This window comes from Flintibacter sp. HCN-6482, assembly GCF_037892565.1.
GTDB lineage: Bacteria > Bacillota > Clostridia > Oscillospirales > Oscillospiraceae > Lawsonibacter > Lawsonibacter aceti.
The window spans coordinates 885,717-909,472 of record NZ_JBBKBK010000001.1 but is presented as its reverse complement, the minus strand read 5'-3'; the positions used below and the strand labels follow the sequence as shown (position 1 = coordinate 909,472).

General features: G+C 61.3%; 16 protein-coding genes. 5 read left to right on the top strand and 11 right to left on the bottom strand.

Translation table 11 applies throughout. The features are described from left to right. Window positions 1-17: 17 nt before the first annotated feature. Complete coding sequence (gene mnmE / locus WKS99_RS04505) at window positions 18-1,400, top strand: tRNA uridine-5-carboxymethylaminomethyl(34) synthesis GTPase MnmE (RefSeq protein ID WP_147572821.1); 1,383 nt, start codon at window positions 18-20, stop codon at window positions 1,398-1,400. A gap of 104 nt (window positions 1,401-1,504) precedes the next feature. Here mnmE and WKS99_RS04500 read toward each other — a convergent pair whose 3' ends face one another. The 9 genes from WKS99_RS04500 to gpr form a co-directional block, all read right to left on the bottom strand. Further along, window positions 1,505-2,527 carry a TAXI family TRAP transporter solute-binding subunit gene (locus WKS99_RS04500; protein WP_240288714.1) on the bottom strand — a complete coding sequence of 341 codons (1,023 nt, stop codon included), beginning with the start codon at window positions 2,525-2,527 and terminating at the stop codon, window positions 1,505-1,507. 88 nt (window positions 2,528-2,615) lie between these two features. Then, window positions 2,616-4,592, bottom strand: coding sequence for a TRAP transporter permease (locus WKS99_RS04495; protein WP_147572817.1), 1,977 nt, complete (start codon window positions 4,590-4,592; stop codon window positions 2,616-2,618). Between the two features lie 109 nt (window positions 4,593-4,701). Further along, entirely contained in the window at window positions 4,702-6,111 is a 1,410-nt protein-coding gene (locus WKS99_RS04490; protein ID WP_240288710.1) for an MATE family efflux transporter, read from the bottom strand. A gap of 358 nt (window positions 6,112-6,469) precedes the next feature. Beyond that, window positions 6,470-8,317, bottom strand: coding sequence for an FtsX-like permease family protein (locus WKS99_RS04485; RefSeq protein WP_340405398.1), 1,848 nt, complete (start codon window positions 8,315-8,317; stop codon window positions 6,470-6,472). Further along, the gene (locus tag WKS99_RS04480; RefSeq protein WP_147572800.1) at window positions 8,307-9,074 is read right to left on the bottom strand and encodes an ABC transporter ATP-binding protein; all 768 of its coding nucleotides are present in this window, start codon (window positions 9,072-9,074) and stop codon (window positions 8,307-8,309) included. The genes WKS99_RS04485 and WKS99_RS04480 overlap by 11 nt, the downstream gene beginning before the upstream one ends. Before the next feature lie 56 nt (window positions 9,075-9,130). Next, window positions 9,131-9,283, bottom strand: coding sequence for a hypothetical protein (locus tag WKS99_RS04475; protein WP_340405397.1), 153 nt, complete (start codon window positions 9,281-9,283; stop codon window positions 9,131-9,133). Between the two features lie 199 nt (window positions 9,284-9,482). Then, entirely contained in the window at window positions 9,483-11,267 is a 1,785-nt protein-coding gene (locus WKS99_RS04470; protein ID WP_340405396.1) for an asparagine synthetase B family protein, read from the bottom strand. Between the two features lie 133 nt (window positions 11,268-11,400). Further along, window positions 11,401-11,676: a translation initiation factor 2 gene (locus WKS99_RS04465; protein ID WP_147573036.1), complete on the bottom strand. Its 276-nt coding sequence runs from the start codon at window positions 11,674-11,676 to the stop codon at window positions 11,401-11,403. A 231-nt stretch (window positions 11,677-11,907) separates the two neighbouring features. Then, window positions 11,908-12,798: a GPR endopeptidase gene (gpr, locus tag WKS99_RS04460; RefSeq protein WP_340405395.1), complete on the bottom strand. Its 891-nt coding sequence runs from the start codon at window positions 12,796-12,798 to the stop codon at window positions 11,908-11,910. Between the two features lie 198 nt (window positions 12,799-12,996). Here gpr and rpsT point away from each other — a divergent pair, with 198 nt between their 5' ends. Then, window positions 12,997-13,260 carry a 30S ribosomal protein S20 gene (rpsT, locus tag WKS99_RS04455; protein ID WP_147572797.1) on the top strand — a complete coding sequence of 88 codons (264 nt, stop codon included), beginning with the start codon at window positions 12,997-12,999 and terminating at the stop codon, window positions 13,258-13,260. A gap of 105 nt (window positions 13,261-13,365) precedes the next feature. Here the strand turns inward: rpsT and WKS99_RS04450 are convergent, their stop codons facing one another. Both WKS99_RS04450 and WKS99_RS04445 read right to left on the bottom strand, forming a co-directional pair. After that, on the bottom strand, window positions 13,366-15,660 hold the full coding sequence (locus tag WKS99_RS04450) for a sensor histidine kinase (protein ID WP_340405394.1): 2,295 nt from the start codon (window positions 15,658-15,660) through the stop codon (window positions 13,366-13,368). After that, complete coding sequence (locus WKS99_RS04445; RefSeq protein ID WP_186852351.1) at window positions 15,635-16,336, bottom strand: response regulator transcription factor; 702 nt, start codon at window positions 16,334-16,336, stop codon at window positions 15,635-15,637. Before WKS99_RS04445 ends, WKS99_RS04450 begins: the two co-directional genes overlap by 26 nt. A gap of 229 nt (window positions 16,337-16,565) precedes the next feature. On the opposite strand from WKS99_RS04445, the gene WKS99_RS04440 reads away from it, so the two are divergent. The 3 genes from WKS99_RS04440 to WKS99_RS04430 all read left to right on the top strand — a co-directional run bounded on the left by WKS99_RS04440 (window position 16,566) and on the right by WKS99_RS04430 (window position 23,694). Further along, window positions 16,566-17,444, top strand: a complete 879-nt coding sequence (locus WKS99_RS04440) for a YihY/virulence factor BrkB family protein (protein WP_207721904.1) — start codon at window positions 16,566-16,568, stop codon at window positions 17,442-17,444. A 141-nt stretch (window positions 17,445-17,585) separates the two neighbouring features. After that, a complete protein-coding gene (locus WKS99_RS04435; RefSeq protein WP_340405393.1) occupies window positions 17,586-22,385 on the top strand; it encodes a nicotinate-nicotinamide nucleotide adenylyltransferase in 4,800 nt (1,599 codons plus the stop codon). 70 nt (window positions 22,386-22,455) lie between these two features. Next, complete coding sequence (locus WKS99_RS04430) at window positions 22,456-23,694, top strand: lactate dehydrogenase (RefSeq protein WP_340405392.1); 1,239 nt, start codon at window positions 22,456-22,458, stop codon at window positions 23,692-23,694. The last annotated feature ends 62 nt before the right edge of the window (window positions 23,695-23,756 follow it).

The following is a 23,756-nucleotide window of genomic DNA, read 5'->3' as shown; positions in this document are numbered from 1 at the left end:
TACCGAAGGAGGCTTTTATGTGCTACACTGACACTATAGCCGCCATCTCCACTCCTGCTGGCTCCGGAGCCATCGGGGTACTCCGCCTGTCTGGCCCGCAGGCGGTAGAGATTGCGGGAAAGTGCTTCAAACCGCTGGGGCCCAAGGGATTAACGGATCATGCCCCCCGCTGCCTGGTCTATGGAGACCTGCTGGACCTGGAGGGCCGTCCCATCGACCGGGTGCTGTGTACCTACAGCCTGAGCCCAGCCAGCTACACCGGGGAGGATACCGCTGAGTTCCACTGCCATGGGGCGCCTATGGTGCTCTCTCTAGGGCTGGAGGCCCTGTTTGCGCAGGGAGCCCGTCAGGCGGGGCCTGGAGAGTTTACCCGGCGAGCCTTTTTGAACGGCAAGCTGGATCTGGCCCAGGCGGAAGCGGTGGGCGACCTGTTGGAAGCCAGAAGCCGGGAGGGGGCCCGCCATGCGGCCGGACAGCTGGCCGGAGCTCTATCCAAAAGGATCGGGGAGATCTATTCCGCCTTAGTGGACGTGATGGCCCATTTCCATGCGGTACTGGATTACCCGGACGAGGACATAGACCCCTTCCGGCTGGAGGAGCTGAATGGGATTTTGCGGGGTCAGGAGGATGCGCTCCGGACGCTGGCAGGCAGTTACCAGAGGGGGCGCTATCTTCGGGATGGGATCCCCTGTGCCATCGTGGGGCGGCCCAACGCAGGCAAATCTTCCCTGTTGAACGCGCTGGCGGGATATGAGCGGGCCATTGTCACCGATATTCCGGGAACGACCAGGGATACGGTGGAGGAGCGGGTGGAACTGGGCAACGTCACCCTCCGCCTCATTGATACCGCCGGTCTTCGGGACACCGACGACCCCATTGAGCGGATGGGAGTAGAGCGTTCCCGGCAGGCCATAGAACAGGCGGAGCTCATCCTCCTGATAGTGGACGGGACTGTCCGCCTCACCCCGGAGGACCTGGATCTGATGCGGACCGTTTCAGATACCGGAAAACCTTGGGTACTGGTAGTGTCCAAGAAGGACCTGGCCCGCAATGCCAGCAGCCTGGGGGTGATCGGCGCAAAAGCGCCCCACGCGGTGGCTGTCAGCTCTGCCACTGGTGAGGGCCTTGATGATCTGGCCGCCGCCGTGGAATACCTGTTTCCCCGCGGCAGCGATGCCTCTTATGGCCAGATGCTCACCAACCAGCGGCAGGCCGAGGCGGCTGGTCGGGCCCGGGAGGCGGTAGGCCGGGCCCGAGAGGCCCTGGAGGCGGGGATTACCCCGGACGCCTTGCTTACCGATGTGGAGGAGGCCCTGTCCGCCCTTGGGGAGCTGACCGGCCAATCGGTCCGGGAGGATATCACTGACCGCATCTTTTCCCGGTTTTGCGTGGGAAAATAAGGTATGCCAAAGGGAACGGCGGCCTGTGGATAAGATGATAAAAATAGCTCCGGGACCTGTTCAGGTCCCGGAGCTATTTAAATTATTCGGTCCAATAGAGAAGCTCACAGCACACCGATTTCGGTGTAGTACTTCTCAGCGCCGGAATGGAGGGGCAGATCGGCGATATCCTTCACCGCCTCCTCGGGAGTCAGACCCTTCAGATTGGCCTGGGAGTCGCCCAACTTATCAATATTTTCCCAGAAAGTCTTGGTGAGCTGATAGACGGTCTCCTCATCTAGATCGCCCCGGCAGAACATGACCATCTTGATGGCGGAGGTCTGGATGTCTTCGTCCTGGTTGGGATAAGTGCCGGCGGGGATGGTCAAAGGGGCGTACCAGGGGTACTGCTCCTGTAGGGAGGAGATGATGGCGTCGTCGATGTTCAGCAGCTTGCAGCCGGAGGAGAGGGCCTGGGACACAGCGGCGGCCGGGGCGCCGGACATAATCCAGGCGCCGTCGATAGTGCCGTTGGCCAGCATATCGGCGGCGGCGGTAAAGTCGATATATTCGGCCTGGATGTCGTCGGGGTAGGTCAGGCCGGCGGCGGTGAAGTGGTTGCGGCACTCACCCTCCACAGAGGAGCCGGCGGCGGCCACAGCGAAGTGCTTGCCGGCCACATCGGCCAGAGAGGTAATGCCGGACTTCTCGGTGACCACCACCTGATTGGGGTTAAAGTACAGGCCGGCGATGACCTTTAGATCGTCATAGGCGTAACCCTCGAAACTGTCGGTGCCGTTGAGGCACTGGTAGCAGTTGCTGGAGATGGCAATGGACACCTGGGCCTCGCCCTCGGATACCAGAGTCAGGTTCTCGATGCCGCCGGCAGAGGCCTGGCTGGAGGCGCTGACATAATCGATCTCAGTATCCCACAGATTGGTGATGGCGGCGCCGACGGCGTATAGGGCGCCGGAGGCGGAGGCAGTGGGGAAATTAATGGTGACCGGGTCATGGGTCCCGGTGGTCTGACTGGAGGCGCCGCCGCTGTTGGCGGAGCTGGTGGAGCTGCCGCTGTCCTTGGAGCCGCAGCCGGCCAGCAGAGAAAGGGTCATAGCGGCGGCCAGGGCAAGAGAGAGGATCTTTTTCATTTCGAATACTCCTTTGCGATGTGATTTCATATGTCCAACACCCTGTGGCAGGAGGATGAGGAACAACAGATGGGGTCCGGGACAAGGTTCAGGCAGTCTGTGCCGGGGCGTGGCGGCGGGTGAAGAACTGGAAGAGAATGACTGCCGCTAGGATGGCAAAGCCGATGAAGTCGGTGACCGCTCCGGGATAGAGCATCAGGGGGGCCACAGCGATGAGGACGATACGTTCAGGCCAGCTGGACTTGCGGACGAACCAACCCTCCAGTCCGCCCACCAGGGCCACAGTGCCGATGGAGGCGGTGAACATGGCCCACAGGCTGCCAGCGATGGTGGCGGTGGGGTCGGCTCCAATGAGGAGGATGGGGTTATCCAGGAAGAAGAAGGGGATCAGGAAGCCAACCAGGCCCAGGCGGACAGACAGCAGGCCAGTCTTGGTCTGGTTGGAGCCGGCGATGCCGGCGGCCACATAGCTGCTCATGGCCACCGGGGGGGTGATATTGGACAGACAGGCGTAGATAAGGCAGAACATATGGGCGGAGATAGGCAGTACGTTCACGTCGATCAGAACGGGGACGGCCACCGCCTGAACGATGACGTAGGCGGCCACTCCGGGGACGCCCATGCCCAGGATAGTGGACATGATCATGACCAGCAGACCAGTGAGATAGATGCTGCTGTTCTCCACGACGGAGAGGATGAGGTAGCCCATATTCAACCCCAGGCTGGTGAGGGTGACGGTGCCAATGATGACGCCGATGATAACACAGCAGACACCCACGGAAACAGCGCCCTTGGCCCCCTCCACCGTGGCGGCCACGATCTTGGACCAGGTCATCCGGGTGTCCTTCCGCAGCCAGCTGGCGGCGATAGTGGCAAAGATGGCGATGACGGCGGCATATAGAGGGGTGTAACCCATGGCCATCAGGGCGATGAGGACCACCAGGGGAATCACCAGATGCCCCTGTTCCCGGAGTACCTTCATAGCGTCGGGGATGTTCTCCTTGGACAGGCCGGACAGTCCTAGCCGCCTGGCCTCGAAGTGGACGGCAAACAGCAGCCCCAAATAGTATAAAAAGGCGGGGACGATGGCGGCCAGCATGACGGCAGTGTAGCTCAGGTTCAAAAATTCCGCCATGACGAAGCCTACCGCGCCCATAATGGGGGGACAGAACTGACCGCCGGTGGAGGCCACCGCCTCCACGGCGCCGGCAAATTCCTTCTTATATCCCGTCTGCTTCATCAGGGGGATGGTAATGGTGCCGGTAGTGGCCACGTTGGCAATGGCGGAGCCGTTGATCATGCCCATCAGGGCGGAGGCGAGGACCGCCACCTTGGCCGGACCGCCGGCGGTCTGACCCACCAGGGTCAGGGAGAAGTCATTGATAAAGCGGGAGAAGCCGCTGTACTTCAAGAAGGCGCCGAACACCACGAACAGGAAGATGTAAGTGGCGGAAACGCCGATGCCGGTGCCCAACAGTCCCTGGGTCCCCCAGAACTGGGTGGACAGCACCCGTTTCAAAGTAAAGCCGTTGTGGCCCAGCTTACCGGGCAGATACTGGCCAAACCAGTTGTAGGCCAGGAAGATCAGGGCCAGGATGGCCAGATTGCCAGAGGCCCGGCGGGCAGCCTCAAAGGCCAGCACCAGGGCCACACCGGCGATGATCAGCTCAAACTGGTTGATCCGGCCGCCGTTCTGGGCGATGCGCTCATAATTCAAGATGAGATAGCCAAAGGTGAGAACGGTGAGCACGACTAGCGCCAGGTCCCACACCGGAGGCAGCTTCCGCACCCGCCTCTCCCGCTTATAGGTGGGGTAGAGCAGAAAGGTGAAAGCCAGCAGAAAAATACAGTGGAATGCCCGCAGGTTGATGGCGCTCATGACACCAAAGGTGCTGTAATACAGCTGGAACACCGTCCACACACACAGAAGGATGGTGATTGCTGTACCTGCCGGGCCGGAGTAGGAGCGGGTGCGGGATTCTGCCTCCTTTTCCTCCAGCAGCTTCTGGGCCTTGGCTTCCAGCTGTTCCTGCTCGTGCTGGGCCATTGGTCGGTTTTCTTCCATTGGAGTTCCTCCCCAAATACTTTATCGCTTAAAAGTGCTGAAGCAACAACGCTACTTGTTGTATCATAGATAGAGCCTTGTGTCAAGTCCTGAAGAAAAGTTTTTGCTCTTACCGGGCCGGGTCCGACAGAAGAGCGGGGGCGGGGTCGGCAGTCCGCTCATTGTCCGGGACAGAGGGGTAGAGCTTGCGCAGCCGGGAGATGCAGAAGATACTGGCTGGAAGCAGGAACAGGTCTGCGGCCAGCCAGGCGGCGGGGGAGGCCAGACAGGCGGCGGTATAGCCAAAGATGGGGACCAGCAGGGTGGCTACGCCGGTCCGGGCAAACATCTCCAGCACCCCGGCCAGGATGGCGAAGGTGGAGAAGCCCATCCCCTGGATGGAGAAGCGGACAATATTCACAAGGGCCAGGGGAAAGTAGAAAGATACTTGGATCACAGTATACCGGGCGGTCAGTTCCACCAGCAGGGCCAACTGTTCCTCACTGGGGTCCAGGAAGAGCATGGCACACTGAGGGGCGAAGGCCAGCATGGCGCACAGCACCAGGAGGGACCAGCCCAGCCCCAGCGCCGTGCAGGAGCGGATGCCCCGGCCCAGCCGGTCCAGCTTGCAGGCTCCCACGTTCTGTCCGCAGTATGTGGCCATAGTGGCTCCCATGGCGTCGAAGGGACAGGCCAGCAGCTGAAAAAGCTTGGCTCCGGCCGCTACGGCGGCCACATAGAGACTGCCCAGGGCGTTGACGGAGGACTGGAGGATAATGGATCCGATGGCGGTGATGGAGTATTGCAGGCCCATGGGGATTCCCATGGCGCACAGCACCCGGCAGGAGTGGACGTCCAGCCGCCGTTCCTCCCGACTCATGCGGAGGATGGGATATTTTTTGGCCATGTAGCATAGGCAAGCTACACCGGAGATCCCCTGGGATACCACCGTGGCGATGGCTGCCCCCGCCACCCCAGCGTCGAACCACAGGATAAGGGCGAAGTCCAGGAAAATATTGAGAAAGGAGGACAGCGCCAGAAAGACCACCGGCGTCTTGCTGTCTCCCAGGGAGCGGAGGATGCCGGCCAGCAGATTGTAGAGAATGGTGGCGGGGATGCCCATAAAGATGATAAAGATATAGGTGTAGGCGTTGTCAAAGATGTCCGCCGGAGTCCGCATGACGGTCAGGATTGTGCGGCAGAGCAGACCAGTGGCCGTGGTGAGCAACAGGGAGAAAAGGGCGGCGAGATAGGCGGAGTTGGCCACATAGCGCCTCATCTTGGAGGGCTCGTTGGCCCCCATCCGCTGGGCCACCGGGATGGCAAAGCCGCCGCACAGCCCCATACAGAAGCCGATGACAAAAAAGTTGATGGAGCCGGTAGAGCCCACCGCCGCCAGGGCGGAAGCCCCCAACAGCTTGCCCACGATCATGGTATCCACCATATTATAAAGCTGCTGGAACAGCATCCCCAGCAGAGTGGGAAGGGCGAATCGGACGATTAGTCCCATGGGACTGCCTTGGGTCAGGTCCTTAGTCATGCACATACCTCCAAACAGGAGCCAAAATAATCATCCGTATTATAGTCACCTGTTCCCGGCCTGCATAGAGCTTTTTTATACAATCTTTATGGCTAGAGAGCCAACTGTTTTGCATTAAAACGCAAAGAATGCCTCGGCCGGCGGCCCATGAGGGAAATGGAGGCCCCTCTCGACTAAGGAAAGGCAGAAAGGCCCGCCCATGGATATCCATGGGCGGGCCACAAACTATCAAAAAAACCTCACAGAGTTTCGTGCCCACAGGTGCGAAAGAATAAAAGCGTACCTCACCCCGTAAGTGTGGAATATGCCCATTTACAGCGGATACATCGTCAGTGGATCGCCTCTTTCTTGTACAGCCTCAGGCCTGTTTTGCCATCCGGCGGCAGGCCAGAGCGGTAGCCAGGAAGTAGCCCCCGTATACAGCGAGCAGGACCAGGGCGGTGACGGCGCTGCTGGCGGCGCTGTCCACCTTCCCGGCGGTGGAGATGAGCTCGTTGGCTGCTCTCATTCCAACGGCGGAATGGATCAGGGCCAGCCCGAGGGGGAGCAGGAAGGCCAGGGCCACCTGCTGGGTAGCTGATCGGGCCACCAGCCGTTCCTCGGCCCCCAGCCGGCGGAGGATGGCATACCGGCCGGTATTGTCCGCCCCCTGACTCAGCTGCTGGAGGGCCAGCACAGCCGCCGCTGCCAGCAGGAAGGTAAAGCCCAGGTACAGTCCCAGGAACAGGGCCAGGATCTTGTTGCCCATGGCCTCTTGATAGATGGTCAGCCGACTGTTGATGGACAAGTACCAGTTTTCCTCCTGGAACTGGCGCAAGGCGGCCATGACCTCCGCCTCCGTTTCCTCCGGGTTTCCGGCGTAATCCGCTGACCAGACCTGACGGCGTATTTTGAGTTCGGATGCCATCTCATCCGGAATAATGAGATAGCTTAACCCCAGATTCCCGGTGGTCAGCGTCACGTCGCTGCCCTCCTGGAGATGGGGCAGGGGGCCGCTGCACCCCGGTTCTCCCTGGCGGGCCAGCAGGGCGTTATAGTCGGACAGCCGGACGGCGGCGCTGGCCTCCTCAATGCCGGTGACGGAGGCGTCATTATAATAAAAAATGGTGTCCTGCTGCCAGGAAAGGGCGGAGGAGTTTACCCCATGTTCTTCCAGCAGGGCGTCAAAGTCCATAGGACCCAAGGCGTCGGCGTTCCGGTTCTGGACAGTGATATCGAAGGGGGACTGATAGCCGGTCATGGATTCGATGGTGCTGTTCAGTCCGACCGAGCTGGCGGTGATGCCGATGGCCAGCAGGAGGAGAATACACACCACGGTCTGGGCCAGATAAGTGGAATGGACCTTGCTGATCCACTGGCGCAGGGTAAACAGATTGAGATTTTTGTAGTAGAGCCGGGGCCGCCCCTGGACAAATTTCAACACAAAGCCGGACAGGGAGCGGAAAATGAGCAGGGTGCCCAGGGTACCAAGAGTCAGCATGGGGACGCAGATGGGCAGAACGGCTACGGCGATGGCCATGCCGAAGGTAAGCAGGATGGCATAGGCGGCGGCCAAAAATACAACGCCCAGCAGAAATTGGAACACGGCCACTCCCAGGGGGCGGGGCTTCAGCACCTCATTCTTCCGCTCCCCCTGCATCAGGTCGATGAGCCTGGCCCGGGATACCTGCACCCCGCTGAAGAGCATCACCAGCAGGAAGATGAGCCCGAAGTACAGAACGGTCTTGCCCGCCGCCCCCGGGGAGAAGGTGATGGCCAGCAGGTCGGACACATCCATCTCGAACATGGACAGGGTGAGGGCAGACATCCCGTAGGAGGCGGCCACTCCAAGACCCAGCCCGGCGGCTAGGGAGAGGAGCCCGACAACTCCGGTCTCCAGAAAGAGCAGTCTTGAAACCTGCCCTTGGGACAGGCCCAGCAGGAGATAGGTGCCCAGCTCCCGCTTCCGCCTCCGGAGGAGGAAGCGGTTGGCATATAGGATCAGGCAGGCCAGCACCACCGCTACAAAGACGGAAAAGATGTCGATCAGCATGAGGATGGGTTCCACCATGGGATTTTGATTTTGGGCCAGATAGACCATGGCCCCCTGCCCGTCGATGGAATTAAAGGTATAGAACAGGCACACGCCGAAGGTGAGGGTCAGCAGATAGACCCCATAATCCCGGAAGGACCGGCGCACATTCCGAAGGGCCAGCTTAGAGAACATCGGCCATCTCTCCTCCCATTTCAGACACCACACGGATGATTTTCTGGAAGAAGGCGCGCCGGTCCTCCCCTCCGCGGCGGAGCTCCAGGAAAATCTGCCCGTCCCGGAGAAAGACCACCCGGCGGCAGCAGCTGGCGGTGAAGGCATCGTGGGTAACCATCAGGATGGTGGCTCCCATCTCCCGGTTCAAGTGTTCCAGCCGGTCCAGCAGGAGCTTGGCCGACTTGGAGTCCAGGGCCCCTGTGGGCTCGTCGGCCAGTACCAGGGCCGGCCGGGTGACCATGGCCCTGGCGGCGGCGCACCGCTGCTGCTGGCCGCCGGACATCTGATAGGGGTACTTGTTCAGACAGTCGGAGATACCCAGCAGTCCGGCCATCTCCTTCACCCGGCCGTCAATCTCCTGGGCGGGGGCCTTGACGATGGACAGCGCCAGGGCGATGTTCTCCCCGGCGGTCAGGGTGTCCAGCAGATTGCAGTCCTGAAAGATGAAGCCGAGCCGCTCCCGGCGGAACCGGGCCAGCTCCTTACCCCGCAGGGCGGTGAGCTCCCGGCCGTCGATAACGATGGAGCCGGCGGTGGGCCGGTCGATGGTGGACACGCAGTTGAGCAGGGTAGTCTTGCCCGAGCCGGAGGGGCCCATGACCCCCACGAACTCCCCCGCTTCCAGAGACAGGGACACCCCGTCCAGCGCGCGGGTGGCGGCCGCCCCTTTGCCATAGACCCGCCGAAGGTCTGTTACTGTTAAAATCTCTGCCATGATGTTCCTCCTTGTCATACTGTAAGCGCGGACAAAGCTGGCCCGCGGAGCAGGCCCTACCGTCCGGGAGCCAGATAGGAAAAGGGAATGGGGGAGGGGGAGCCTGTCCCGGGCACCCCGCCCTGATAGGACACCTCCTGGAGATAGGCGGCCAGCAGGGCCAGCACCAATACAGCCGCGCACAGTCCCGTCTTGATATGGTTCGTCATCGTATATCCGCTCCCTTCGGGGGATTACCCCTAAAACTGTATCAAATCATATCATACAGTTTTGACGATTGCTCTAAAGGAATTATGAGGATTTCATTAAAATTGTTTTAAAAAGAAAAATAAGAAAACGCCCCGGAAAACCGGGGCGCCAGGATAAGGAGGAAAAGAATGAGAGCAAAGAAAATTGGTTGCGCCGGTGTCATACCGACAGATGGAATACCTCCATCCAGCGGTTGAGCTGAACCAGATAGGCCATGACATGGGCCTTCGGGATGGAGGAGCCCACGGGAGCGCCGCCATCCTCCATAAGGAGGCGGCGCAGGGCCCGCTCCTCTACCAGAGGGCGGATCGGGGCGTTGGTGTCGTCCAGGAGACGGGCCAGCCTGGCCCGAACCAGTTGCCCATACAGGGATTCTGCGGCAAGGATGCGGGGGAGAGCGGCCCGGTCCCGGACTGCCTGGGGGAGAAGGTCCTCTGTCCCGTCCCGCAGCAGCTGAAGGGGTCTGCCGTTGGCCGTCTTCATGGCCCAGGGGATGTTCCAGGCGTACTCCACTAAAAGGTGGTCGCACAGAGGGGAGCGGAGGTCTAGGCCGGAGGCCCGGCCCAAACGCTCGTTGCGGGCCAGCAGGGCGGGAAGGAGCCAGTTGAAGGCCAGCCAGCTCTCCCGGCGGCGCTGTGTCTCTCGAGGACTCTCACCATCCAGTGTGGGACAGCGATCTAGGAGCCGGGACAGGTGGTCCCTGCCGTGTTCCTCCACTCCAGAGGAGTGCCACAGACCGGGATCAAAGATCTGCCTGCCTAGGGGCAGGGCGGTGGACCGGGGGAGGGGGAGAAAAGTCCCGCCTTCCCCCTCCGGCCAGAGGGAGCCGCCCAGAATACAGCCGCCCCCAGTCCCTGTGAGGACCGTGTGGCAGGTCCCGGAGACCTGGAGGCAGAGAAAGAACAGTCCGGCGTCCGACAGGGCCATGGCGGGAAACTCCAGAATCTCCCCTTCCTCCTCCATACAATTGACCAAGGAGGGCAGGGGACACTCCAGAGCGCGGTGCCGGGTATGAAAGGCATCGGCCACCTGTCGGATGGAGGATTCCCCGTTCCGCTGAAGGGACCAGGTGTCCAATGGCGGCCGCCCATCCTCAGTATACGCCAGGGCGGCGGCCGCGGTTACAAATGAGGAGGAAAGACTGCCCGACAAAAAAGAGCCCAGTGCAGGTGGGCCGGCCAGCTCCCGGCGGACAGCCTCGTCGGCCAGCTGGCGGACCCTGGCGGCGGTGGTGGGGTAGTCGTCGGGGTGCGGACGGCTTTCCAGCGCCCAATAGGGGTGGACACTGACCCCGTCCGGGGAAAAGATCAGCAGGGAGGCGGGGGGCAGCAGATGGATACCCTCAAACATTTCAATGCCGGGCGGTGGGACTGGAGCCAGGCTCAGAAGCTGCCGTAGGCCGTCCTGACTCAGCCGAGGGGCCAGACCGGGGAAACAGAACAGGGCCCGCTGCTGGGAAGCAAAGAGAAAGGTGCCGTCCACCCAGGTCCAGAACAGAGACCGCCCTCCCAGCCGGTCCCGGCAGCAGAGGAGCCGCCTGGAGCCCCCGTCCCAGAAGGCGTAGGCAAAGGAGCCCCGCAGCCGTCTGGGCGTCTCTACTCCCCAGAGGATACAGGCGGCAAGCAGAGTTTCCGTATCATCGTGGGAGTCAAGGGGAAAACCGGCTTCCGCCAGCTCCCGGCGAAGCTCCGGGCCGTTGGTCAGGGCCCCATCCCATACAAGGGCGTACTCCGCCCCCTCCCAACCCCGGACCATGGGCTGACGGGCCTGGGGCGCCAGACCCGCCGGCCGGCGGTGGACCAGCACACAGTGCCGGCTCTGCCATAGGCCGCGCTCCACAGGCTGAGGGCAGGTCAGCCCCTCTCCCATCTGATGGGCCTCTTCCCGGCGGGCCAAAGTGCCGCCGTCACGAAAAAAGTCGCAGGATCCACAGATACCAGACATAAGTACATACGCTCCTTTATGGGATCAATTTGGAGTGTCCGCCCGGAGCCGGTCCGGCGGCGGAGGCTGGCTGCCCCGCAGAGAGTGGGAGGGGGCCTGCCATCTCCATTCTATTCCGCCGCCGGGAGAGGGCTCACAGCAGCAACAGCCACACCGTCCAGCCCAGAGAGGCCAGAAGGGCCCCCGCCGCTCCCCAGACGGGACCGGGCAGCCGCTCCAGCCGCCGGTTCCAGGCCCGACCCTGCTTGAGATAGCCATCCGCCGCCTGACGGGCCTCCTTCAAGACCCGGTCGGCGCTGACGCCCTCCCGGGCCAGAGCCTCCTCCTTGACAATAAAAATGGCCTCCTCAAAGAGCCGGGGGTCCGGGGACTTGACCAGGATGACCTGGCGGGTGATGCCCTTGACCATATCTGCCACATCCTTTCCGGGGATCCACATTCCCAATCATGGAACTAGTGTGTCCACTTTTTGGCCGGTATATTCTTCCTTGTCCCACCCGTAGACTAGGCGTGGAGGAAAAGGGGGGACGTTGTGAAGGAAAAGCAGTGGCAGCGGCTGGCAGGGCTGGCTCTGATTTATGTGGTAAATGTGGTCCTGATCTGGCTTGCCCAGAAGCTGTGAAAGAAAGAGGGGGAGCGGTCAGCTCAGGAGCAGCTCCAGCTCCTCAATGGTCAGGCCGGGCTGGAGGGCCAGATCGATGGCGTAGCCGATGATTTTGGACAGGTCGCCCACCTGACTGTCGATGTCCTTGGGGGTGACCAGCAGGTCCCGGCCTTCCCCAAGATCGGGCAGTTCTTCCACGCCCATCAGATCGGCAGCGAGGGTGGCGGCGTCCACCACCGTGGGAACCCCGATGGCGATAACGGGCACGCCTAGGGACTTCCGGTCCAGCCCCATCCGGTGGTTGCCCACCCCGGAGCCAGGGGTGATGCCGGTATCCGTCAGCTGCACGGTCCGGCACAGCCGGTGGAGGGAGCGGGAGGCCAGAGCATCCACGGCAATGACACAGTGGGGACATATCTTTTCACACAGGGACTGGATCAGCTCGCCGCTTTCCACCCCCGTGGTCCCCATGACCTCCGCCGCCAGGGAGGCCACAGGCCGGAAGGCGCCAAACGTCTCCGGCATCTGGCGGACCAGGTGCCGGGTTACCAGAGTGTAGTTGTGGACCTTGGGGCCGATGGCGTCCGGGGTGATGGCCCGGTTGCCCAGCCCGGCCACCAGCACCAGCCCCTGGGGAGGAATATCCTTCAGCAGTAGGGAGAGCTCGGCGGCCAGGGCCTGTATCGAGCGGGCGAAGATGTCCCCCTCCCGGCTGGCCAACCTCTCCAGAGTGAGAGTCACATAGCGGCCCTTGGGCTTGCCAAGGGCCTTTTCCCCCTCATGGTCCAGAATGTCCACTGTGGTGACAGGCAGGCCCTCCCGTTCTCCATCCCTAGCCTCCACCCCAGGCAGCTTGGTGGTCTCTCCGGCGCTCTCTTGCCACAGCTCTCTGGCTTCCAGGGCCAGGTCGGTCCGGCGCATAGTCATGACCATCCCTCCTTCACGCTATATCTTGTGCGGATGATTTCTTTGCGCCCCTAGTCTTTGCGGCACATTCCGTTCTATCCAAAAAATCTGGAAAAAATGAAAAAAACAGTTGATTTTTTCAAAAACCGATGGTACAATACATATCTGCACAGGCGTACTGTGCTCAAATCAACGATAAGATCGGAGGAGGTGTTTGGTTTGCCGAATATCAAGTCTGCCAAGAAGCGTGTGCTGGTCAATCAGGCCAAGGCCGCGCAGAACAAGGCCGCGAAGTCCGCGCTGAAGACCGAACTGAAGAAGTTTGACGCCGCTGTGGCGGAAGGCAACCGCAGCGAGGCCGATGTCGCCTATAAGGTGGCCGTCAAGGCTGTGGACAAGGCCGCTGCCAAGGGGCTGCTGCATAAGAACAACGCTGCCAACAAGAAGAGCAGCATGACCATCAAGCTGAACAAGCTGGCCTAAGGGCCGATGTGGGGAAAGCCGTCTGTACTGACAGACGGCTTTTTTCGTATCTGAATCAAAACACGGGGACGAAAGTTCGTCCCCGTGCCGAGAGCAGTATTTTATTCACCGCGCGAGAGGAAAAATGACTGTGGCGGTGAACAGGTCCGCCTCTGTGGTGATTTCCAGCACACCGCCGCAGGCCTGGGTGAAGGAGTCCGCGATGGACAGCCCCAGACCGGAGCCGCCGTCGGTCCGGCTCTCATCCCCCCGGACAAAGCGGGCGGTGTAGTCCACTCCCGGCTTTAGCTCGGCGGCGGAGGTGTTCTGCACGCTGGCCCGGGCCTGTTCCCCCTCCACGGTCAGGGTCAGATAGACCCGGGAGCCGGGCAGGGAGTATGCTAGGGCATTGGACAGCAGATTCTGGAAGACCCGGTACAGCCGGTCGCTGTCCGCCGTGATGGGGATACCCTCATCCGGGATGGAGGGCCGCAGGACCAGACCGCTGTTCTGAATCGCCTGGTCCATGTCCGCCAAGGTCTGTCGAAGCAGCCGGCCCAGGTCCAGCCGCTCCAGTTTTACCGGAAGCTGACCGGTAGCGGCCTTGCTTACCTCGAATACATCCTGAACCATAGCCCGCAGCCGATGGGCCTTTTCCTCCAAAATAGCCACATATTCGCTGGCCGGGGGATTCAGGGGCTCCTGGGCCAGCAGCTCGGTGTAGCTCAGGATGGAGGTCAGGGGGGTCTTCAGATCGTGGGATACGTTGGTGACCAGCTCTACCTTCATCCGCTCGCTGCGGGTGCGCTCCTCCACCGCCTGGTGGAGGCCCTGCTGGATGTGATTCAGGTCGTCGGCCAACTGATAAAGGCCGTGATCCGGGGGCAGATCCAAAGGCCGGTCCATTTCTCCCGCCCGGAGCCGGGCGGTGTGGTTGGCCAGGGCCCCCAGGTCAGTCCAGATATTCTTCTGTCGCCCCAGGGCCCATACCAACAAGAGCAGTGCCGACATACAAGGTCCTAGCACTAGGAAATACCACCACAGGGGATCGGGCCAGCCCTCATTTGACACAATAACTAAAAAGAGATAGCCCGCCATCAGTCCCAGCGCTCCGAAGGTCAGCCCCGTCAGCCCAGCCAATCGGCTCATTTGCTTCTGGATAGGACGACTTAGCTCCCGGGCGGCCAGCATTCCCAGCACGCCGTGCCGCCAGGGCTTTTTGTTATACCGCCAGTCGTTGATGATGAGCAGGTATAGTCCCGAGAGCACCGCCAGCAGGCCGGGAGCGTGGTCTGCCAGCTGGGGCAGATACTCCCGCAGCAGCCAGCCGCGGCTCTCCGACAGAGTGGTCACCGCCGTACCGATGCCAATGGCCTGCTCAAAGGAGTAGCCGTATTCGTAAACGGGTTCGACAGAGGCCCACTCTCCCGTTTCGGGGTCATAGGTAGCGGCGGAGGTGGAGCCAGAAGCAGTGCTTTGTGGCGTGTCGCTGTACACCAGATCCTGCCATACATCCCCCAGATACTGCGTCCGGGGCATACAGAAAAACACCAGCAGGAAAGCCAGGACGAGCTTCGCCTCAAACCATATCCTTCCCGTCCCACGGGCCAGAAGTCGGTCGGCCCGCTGTTTGTCCTTCCGCAGAAGGATATACACCAGGAACAGCGCCCCTCCCACACCCATGCAGGCGGCGTGGGCGAGGATCGTTTCTCGATAGATCTGTAAATTTTGCTTTAAATAATACAGCTCGTTATACTCTTTTGTCCCGGAATTGCCATAGTCCCCCCTAATAAAGATATGCGGCTCGTCAATGACCGCCATGGTTACCCTGACTTTGCTCCCTGCCTCATCTATGGTAAAGTTTTTGTAGCCGGGGACATACCACTGATAGGGCTCGTCAATGTTCTGATAGCGGTAGTAGCCATCACCATAGATGTCCAGCTCGACACCGTCCCGCCAGGCCCGGACCTTCGCTCCGTCGAACTGGAGCAGGAATCCATAGCCATCGGGGAGCTGTGCCGCCGTTGTAGAGGAGGTCAAAGTGTCACTGTTGCTGTAAAGTTCTTTTCCTTCTCGCTCAATGCGGTAGAGGATGTTCAAGTCTTCCTTCATGACGTTGTGAAGAGAGCGGACCTTTGTATCCCGTAGCCCCCAGTCGCCCCCGTCATAGCCATTGATATCCCCAAAGACATCGCCTCCGGCGCCCATAGTGATCAGCTGCACCAGCCGGGCGCTGATAAAGCCCTGAAACTCTGTGGTATCCCGCCAGTCGGCTTGGAAGCTGTCGGAGATCCACCGGCGGCTGCCAGAGGAGGTCAGCGCCGTGCCAAAGTACAGGGCCCCCTCCAGAAGCATGGAGATCCCCAGCAGGAAGGCCAAAAACCCGGCAGCCGCTCTACTTTTTTTCCATTTTGTATCCAATGCCCCACACCACCTTCAAATAGTCTGGTTCCCGAGGATTCAGCTCAATTTTCTCCCGAATGCGGCGGATATGGACCATTACCGTGTTGTCGGAGGCGAACGCGTCTTCCCCCCAAACCCGGCGGTAGATCTCCTCCGCTGGAAAGACCCGGCCCAGGTTCCGCATCAGCAGGTCCACGATGCCTGTTTCGGTGGCGGTGAGACGTACCTCATCCCCATCCGCCGTCAGGGCACGGCGGTCCGGGTCATAAACCAGCCGGCCATTGACGATGGCCCCAGCGGGGGCGGCATTCACATCCCCCAACCGGGTATACCGCCGAAGCTGACTGCGGACACGGGCCACCAACTCCTGGATGCCGAAGGGCTTGGTCATATAGTCGTCCGCCCCCATGGACAGGCCAAGCACCTTGTCGCTCTCCTCACTCTTGGCGGACAGGAGAATGACGGGCAGGTTCCGGCGCTCCCGGATGCGGAGGACGGCGGACAGGCCGTCCAGCCTGGGCATCATCACATCCATCAGAATGAGCCGCAGGTCCGGGTCCAGGGCCTTGTCCAGCGCCTCCATGCCGTCGTAGGCCCGAAGCACCCGGTAGCCCTCCTTCTCCAGGGCGGCGGTGATGGCCCCCACGATCTCCCGGTCGTCGTCCACCACCAGGATAGCCGCTTGTTCAGCCATGAAAACAGCTCCTTCCTCGGTCACTGGATACAGGATAACAGAGATCCCTTACAGATTTCAGCGGATATCTCTTACAAATCTCTTACAGTTTACGACGGATACCCCAATTCATCAAGGGGATTTTCCCAGACAGGCCGGGGGATCAGAGGGAAGAAAGACCTCGCCCCCGAAAACATACTTTTTTTGACAGGCGGGACCAGTACAATGGTCTAAGAAGGAGGGACCTCCTATGGTGAAAAAGCTGATAACATTTCCACCCGTGGCCCTTGCTCTGGAGATGGCCCACACCTACATCCGGGTGGGTGTGGCCCGGTCGGCGGCGGCCCTGTCCTATTTTTTGATTTTGACTCTGTTTCCCATGCTGTTGTGTGTCAACTACTTCATTGGGCTGTTCCATCTAGACTTGGAGCAGCTCCTGACCGCCCTGGACCAGCTGCTCCCCGCCCAGGCTCTGGCCATTATGGAGGACTATCTGGCTTACGCGGCGGACATCCAGTCCCCAGCCCTGTTGGCCGCCGGACTGTTTACCATCCTGGTTTCAGCTTCCGCCGGCATCCGTACCCTGTTTCTGACCATGGACGAGCTGTACCAGGTCAGGCGGAACAACGGCCCGGCCCGGTTTCTTCTCAGCCTGGGGCTGTCTCTGCTCTTCCTGCTGACCATCTACCTGTCCGTGGTGGTAATCTTCACCGGGGACTGGTTCTTTGGCCTGCTTCAGACCCATCTGCCCCCCAGAGTGGTGGAGCTGATCCCGCTGCAGGCGCTGTCCGGGCTGTGGCGATGGACCCGCTATCTGTTGCTCTTCTTCTTTTTCCTGCTGCTGGTGCTGGTGATCTATCGGGTAGGGACGCCTAGAGACCGGGCCGGGCGTCGGATCGTGCGGGGAGCCGCCCTGCTGGCCTCCCTGGCCATGGTGGCCTGCTCCGTCCTCTTCTCTTGGTTTATCGGCCTGTCTTCTCGGTATACCTTGGTGTACGGCTCCTTGGCCTCGCTGATCATCCTGCTGGTATGGCTGTATTTCTGCGGAAATATCCTGCTTTTGGGGGCAATCTTCGGCCAGGTTGCGGCCCGAAGGGGAGAGAGGAGGCGGCAGGGCCCGCCCGCGTGAGATGCGGGCCGCCCCATCCCGCAGCCTCCCAGCGTGTGGCCATTTTCTCGGCCGGACACACTTTCCAAACCGGCAGGGATGTGTTACACTTTTTACAATAGTATCCCGTGCCACACGGGCGCGGAGAAAGGCGGGCCCACTATGAATGACAAGCTGATTCGTCAGATCACCGGCGAGATCGCCGAGGCCCTGGTATCCCGAAAGCTGGCCGCGATTCCCAACCGAAAGGCCGCCCAGGCCCTGCTGAAGTCCTGCGGCATGGCCGAGAGCCTGGCGGCCCTGTTTCCCATCCGGGAGCGGTTGAGCTGCGTACGGGTGCTGGAGCTGTGCGCCCCGGTCCTGGAGCGTCTCTGTCCCCAGGGACCGGAGAAGGGGTGGGAGCCCTTTATCTATCAGTATGTGTGCCGGCTGATGTTCCCAGAAAACGGCTTTGCGCCGGAGGCCGGCCGGTATGCCCAGGGGGCGGAGTTCTATCTCACCGTACTCCAGGTCCTGCTGGACCATGAGCGGGCTGCCCTGCCCTTTGACCCAATGCTGGACTTCCAGTTTTTGACGGAGGAGGAGTACTCCCTCTGCGACCAGGCAAAGGAGTACCGCTGGTTTCTGGCTGCGTGGCGGGAGGAGTTCGTCTACGAACTGATGCGGATGGGATTGGAGGTTACTCCCTTCCGTGCCCTGAATCATATTGCCGGCGTTCACTATATCGCTATGACGGCGGCCAGAGGTCTGGCGGAGGCTCAGGTGGACGTGGATCTGGCCCTGATCTCCGCCGCGGCCGCTGCCCACGATGTGGGCAAATTCGGCTGCCGGCCTGGGGAGCGGGTGCCCTACCTCCACTATTACTATACTGACCAGTGGCTGCTGGGCCGGAAGATGGAGGCGGTGAGTCACATCGCCTCCAACCACTCGACCTGGGATCTGGAGTTGGAGTCCCTGTCTGTGGAGTCCCTGCTTCTTATCTACGCCGACTTCCGCTGCAAGCAGGAGCGGGACCAGGAAGGAAACGAGGTGACCACCATTTTTCCCCTGGATCAGTCCTTCCAGGTCATTCTGTCCAAGCTGGACAATGTGGACTATGAGAAGCGCCGCCGGTATGAGTTCGTCTATGGAAAGCTTCATGACTTCGAGGACTATATGCGTTCACTGGGGGTAGACGTGGACCTCACTGGCCGCCCCCAGCCTCCGCTGCCCCACAAGGACCCGGCGCTCATGGATCCGGAGGAAACGCTGGAGGGGCTGATTCTGCTGTCGGTGGATCACAATCTGCGGCTGATGCACATGCTGTCCAACGAGCAGAAGTTTGGCAACATCATCGAGGAGGCCCGCTCTGTCAAGAGCTGGCAGCAGCTGCGGGCCTATCTGAATATCTTTGAGGAATATTTTACCTATCTGTCTGTCCGACAGAAGACCCAGGCCCTGTCCTTCCTCTACGAGCTGCTGATGCACCGTGAGGGCGATATCCGCCGCCAGGCCGGTGGCCTCATCGGCCAGCTGATCGCCCGTTTCCACCTGGTGTACCGCAAGGAGGTGCCCGCCGACGCCCAGAGCGACCCGGCGGAGGAGGTACCCTTTACCCTGTGGGAGCAGTATCTGGACATGATCATTTTTCCAGACCACAAGACCACCCCTCAGCAGCGATCCCACATCGGCTATACTCTGAAGCTGGTCATCGGTTCTATGCTGGACCACGCTCGGCCGGGAGATATTCCCCGGTTCCTGGGGGCCTTTCTGCGCTATTTTGAGACCCCAGAGGACACCATCCCAGACACCGCCTTTACCCTGCTGGATGCGGTACGTTACCTGCCGCCCCAATACTACGGAGATGACGTCCGTGGCAGGCTGATCGAGTTTGCCGCCCACTTTATCAGGTCCGACGACCTGCGCCTGGTCACCGCCGCCCTGGAGTTCCTGCGGGAGGCGGAGCGGTCCATCCCTCGGAGCCATCCCCAGATGGCCCGCATCGCCCAGGTGGCCCGACAGGCTGGCTCCGACCAGCTGACCACAATTTTCCTGAAGTATAAGATCTTAAGCCGGGCCGGGGAGGACGCCACCCCTCTGGAGCAGACTCTGTACCAGTTGGACATCACCAGCGAGGTCTTTTTGGACAACCTAAAGACGGCTACCCCCTGGATCGTCAAGGTGGCCGGCGTGGAGCTGCTCCGGGACCAGGTGGAATACGGGATGCGCACCCATATTCTTCACATCGCCACCCACTTTTCCAACCTGGTCAAGGTATCTGAGCGGGTGGTGGTCCGGCATACCGCCGGCTCCGCCCTGGTACGCACTCTGTCCCTGCTGCGCCGGGACCAGCGCAACGAGGTAGTGGTGGAGCTGGGCAAAGGGCTGGAGATGGGACAGTACGAGATATCCAAATATATCCCCCAATACCTGGGGGAGGCCGCCCTCTATCTTTACCCCTCTGAGCTGGACGAGCAGGTACTTTGGCTCAAGGGGCTGCTGGGCTCCCCCAACGACTCCGCCGTATCCGGCGCCCTGAATACCATTGGAGTCCTCTTACAGCACTATCCCGCCTACCGGGATCGCTTTCCTGAGCCGGACAAGCACTACGAGGGCCGGCGGCAGGAGCTGCTGGGACTGCTTCTCCAGGGGCTGGCCCACTATCGGGAGGCAGTGCGGCAGGAGGCCCTGCTGGTGACTGGCAAGCTCCTCTTTGAGTCCCCCATCCTGGACATGGAGGAGAAGGCCCGGCTCTTTGCCCTGTGCTACCGTAAGCTCCTTTTCCTGACACAGGAGACCACGGGGCACAGCGGCTTGACCTTCTTCTACCGGGCCGCCGCCCTGGCCCATATCAACAGATTCATCGCCCTGCGGCGGTTGGACCAAGGGCCTTTTCAGTTCTCCTGCCCCACGAAGATCGCCTTTTTCCCTGGCACCTTTGACCCCTTCACCCTGTCCCACAAGGGCATCGTCCACGCCATCCGGGACCTGGGGTTCGAGGTCTATCTGGCTGTGGACGAGTTCTCCTGGTCCAAGAAGGCCCAGCCCCACCTGGTCCGCCGGCAGATCGTCAACCTGTCTATTGCCGGGGACTTCCACGTCCACCTGTTCCCGGACGACATCCCGGTGAATATCGCCAATCCCAGGGATCTGAAGCGGCTGGTGGAGCTGTTTCCCGGACAGCAGGTCTATATCGTGGCGGGCAGCGATGTGGTGGCCAACGCGTCCTCTTACAAAACGGAGCCCAGGCCCTTCTCCATCCACCACATGGACCACGTCATCTTTCGCCGGGCGGGAGAGGCGGAGCTGCCGCAGCCCCTGCCCATCACGGGGCGGGTCATTCAGCTCCAGCTGCCCCACCATCTGGAGGACATCAGCTCCTCCCGCATCCGGGAGAACGTGGACCTGAACCGGGACATTTCCAACTTCATCGACCCGGTCATTCAGGACTTTATCTATCAAAACGGCCTCTACCTCCGGGACAGCCAGGACAAGCCCCTGCTCTATGCCGGGGACTTGGAGTTCCAGTGGGTGAAGGACCCCTCCCCGCTGCTGCTGGCGGACATCACCGCCGGTCATCCCGAGGGGGAGGCCCTGCGCTCCGCCATTATCCGGAAGGGGGACCAGCTTCTCCTTCTCCACCGTACCGGGGAGGAAGGGAAGCTGCTGGGCTATGCCAGCTACCGCTATCTGGCCTCCTCCGACCTGTTCCCGGCTACCGAGGACCCGCGGCTGGCGGACCGCCTGCGGCTGCGGGCGGGGGGAAAGGTGCTGCTTATTACTACCCTGGCTGCCGACCGGACCGACCGGCATAAGGACTACGGCCAGCTCATCCTGAGCGAACTGCTGGCCCGAGCTCTGGAGGAGGAGTATGTTTACGCCGTGTTCTCCCCCCACGACGGAAAGCTGCCTCAGGAGCTGGGCGACATCCTGTCCCGGTCCGGCTTTGTGGACCGGGAGGGGGGCGGTACCGCCATCTGGGAGGTGGATATGCGGACGCCCACAGTGCTTATCCAGAATTTGGAGACCACCATTCAGGAGCCTCTGTCCGGCAATCCCAGGGTGCTGTCCGCTATCCGCCGCGGGCACGAGCGGCTCCAGCGGGCTATGACCGGCCTTTATCCCGGCTGCCTGGTGCTGACTTTGTCCACCGATATCATCCACCACCGCCTGCTGGAGAAAATCACGGCTTATAACAATGTCCCCGCCACCCCCACCACCCCCAGGACGCTGGGCGAGGATATGTGTGTCCCCTTCGGCAAGATGCTCCGGGGAAAGATTGTGCCCAACACGGTGACCAAGACCATCCACACCGACAAGGTGTTTACGCCTGATCTGTCGGAGAGCGTGATGGAGGCGTTCCCATACTATGCCCCCATCCCCAGCCAGATCCGCACCATCAAGTCCTTCAATCGCCCGGTTATCCTGGTGGACGACCTGATGCACCCCGGCTTTCGGATGGGGAGTCTGGACCCCATCCTTCGCCAAGAGGGGGTGGATATCCGTATGGTGCTGGTGGGTATCCTGTCCGGCTATGGCCGGGATCTGATGCGCTCCTGGGACCGGCCGGTGGACTGCGTCTACTTCCTGCCCCGGCTGCGCCAGTGGTTCGTAGAGGCCACCCTGTATCCCTTTATCGGCGGCAATACGGTCCGCCGGCCCGCCTCCCCGGTGCCGGGGCTGCTGCCGGGCATCAACCACATCCTGCCCTATGCGGCGCCGCCCTACCAGGATGAGTGCGGTCGGGAAGCTGTCTTTCAACTGTCACGCACCTGCCTGGAGGCCGCTCTGGATGTGATGCGGGTGCTGGAGCGGGAGTACCGGGTCCTCTATGGCCGCAACCTGACCCTGTCCCGGCTGCCAGAGGCGGTCGTCCTGCCCCTGTGCCCGGACAAGGGCACCTGCTTGAGCTACGACCCCAATTTGTCCCCCTCCGTCTATCTGGAGAACGACCTGGAGCAGCTTCTCCGTCAAAACGGATGACAGCGGAGCTGCCACGCTTGTGCCCCCTGTGTCCCAACCGCTGAAACTGTAAAAAGGACAGGTGATCTGTATGTATTATTACCGCTGGAAAGGGGCTGCCCTGGTTTCTCCAGCCCCTCTGGAGGGCTTCGGCCCTGAAACCGATCCTGCCGCCGACGGCCCTATTTTTGCCCTGGTGCCCGGAAATCCGGTTCTGGGCCGGGGCTCGTTCCGGGTAAACCACCCCGGCCAGCTGCTGGCCGGCCACGGGCTGGAGGCGCTGGACGCCTCCCGCCTGCCCTGGGTGGAGGCGGACCCGGCCCTGTCTGCCGCCATCACAGAGGGGCGGCTCACCGCCGTCAACCCTGGCCGGGCGGGGTGGGAGGCCCTCCTCGCCGCCTCCCCCAAAGAAGGGAAGAAACGGGTGAATCTCCTGGCCATCGGTGATGTGGGCTCCACCCTGCTCACCGGGCTGAAGCTGCTGGGGGGAGATGTGATCTCCTCCATCGGTATCTGTGACCTGTCCGACCAGATCACCGCCCGGTGGGAGTTCGAGATGGGGCAGATCTCCCTGCCCTGGGAGTACAGCGCCTTCCCCGAGGTGGAGATCATTTCTCCGGAAAATCTCTTTGACTGTGACCTGTTCGTCTTTGTGGCCTCCCGTGGTATTCCCCCGGTGGGCTCCCAGGTGAAGGATGTGCGGATGGCCCAGTTCGAGGCAAACGCCGCCATCGTCAAGGGCTACGCCCGCATGGCGCGGGAGAAGAAGTTTCAGGGACTATGGTGCGCGGTGTCCGACCCGGTGGACCCCCTGGCCAAAACCGCCTATCTGGAGAGCAACCGGGACGAGAATGGGAACTGGGACGGCCTCGGCCTGCGGCCGGAGCAGGTACAGGGCTTCGGCCTGGGGGTGATGAACGCCCGGGCGGCCTACTTTGCCAAGCGGGACGCCAGATTCGCCTCCTTTCTGACAGAGGGCCGGTCCTTTGGGCCCCACGGCACCGGGCTGACCATCGCCAACTCCATCAAACATTATGATGAGGCCATCTCCCAGGAGCTGACCCGCCTCACCGTCACTGCCAATCTGAAGATGCGGGAGATCGGCTTTAAGCCCTATGTGGCCCCCGCTCTGTCTTCCGGGGCCCTGTCTCTGCTGCTTACTCTCCGGGGGGAGTGGCACTGCGGTTCTGTCTTTCTGGACGGGGTCTATATGGGGGTGAAAAACCGTTATACCCCGGCAGGAATCGAAACAGAGCTGCTGCCCCAGATCCCGGACCCTCTGTTTGGGCATATTAAGGATGCGGCGGAACACCTGAAAGAGATTTTGTAGAGAGCGGCGTCCTCGAAGTCTGGCCTTTTCCGCCCGGCCTCTTTTTAACATTTACTGTAATA

Bases quoted from the DNA above. Each gene is read 5' to 3' on its own strand.
- WKS99_RS04500 (WP_240288714.1), bottom strand. From the start codon at position 2,527: ATGAAAAAGATCCTCTCTCTTGCCCTGGCCGCCGCTATGACCCTTTCT.
- mnmE (WP_147572821.1), top strand. From the start codon at position 18: ATGTGCTACACTGACACTATAGCCGCCATCTCCACTCCTGCTGGCTCC.
- WKS99_RS04485 (WP_340405398.1), bottom strand. From the start codon at position 8,317: ATGTTCTCTAAGCTGGCCCTTCGGAATGTGCGCCGGTCCTTCCGGGAT.
- WKS99_RS04470 (WP_340405396.1), bottom strand. From the start codon at position 11,267: ATGTCTGGTATCTGTGGATCCTGCGACTTTTTTCGTGACGGCGGCACT.
- WKS99_RS04490 (WP_240288710.1), bottom strand. From the start codon at position 6,111: ATGACTAAGGACCTGACCCAAGGCAGTCCCATGGGACTAATCGTCCGA.
- WKS99_RS04445 (WP_186852351.1), bottom strand. From the start codon at position 16,336: ATGGCTGAACAAGCGGCTATCCTGGTGGTGGACGACGACCGGGAGATC.
- WKS99_RS04475 (WP_340405397.1), bottom strand. From the start codon at position 9,283: ATGACGAACCATATCAAGACGGGACTGTGCGCGGCTGTATTGGTGCTG.
- gpr (WP_340405395.1), bottom strand. From the start codon at position 12,798: ATGACTATGCGCCGGACCGACCTGGCCCTGGAAGCCAGAGAGCTGTGG.
- WKS99_RS04465 (WP_147573036.1), bottom strand. From the start codon at position 11,676: ATGGTCAAGGGCATCACCCGCCAGGTCATCCTGGTCAAGTCCCCGGAC.
- WKS99_RS04480 (WP_147572800.1), bottom strand. From the start codon at position 9,074: ATGGCAGAGATTTTAACAGTAACAGACCTTCGGCGGGTCTATGGCAAA.
- WKS99_RS04435 (WP_340405393.1), top strand. From the start codon at position 17,586: ATGAATGACAAGCTGATTCGTCAGATCACCGGCGAGATCGCCGAGGCC.
- WKS99_RS04440 (WP_207721904.1), top strand. From the start codon at position 16,566: ATGGTGAAAAAGCTGATAACATTTCCACCCGTGGCCCTTGCTCTGGAG.
- WKS99_RS04430 (WP_340405392.1), top strand. From the start codon at position 22,456: ATGTATTATTACCGCTGGAAAGGGGCTGCCCTGGTTTCTCCAGCCCCT.
- WKS99_RS04495 (WP_147572817.1), bottom strand. From the start codon at position 4,592: ATGGAAGAAAACCGACCAATGGCCCAGCACGAGCAGGAACAGCTGGAA.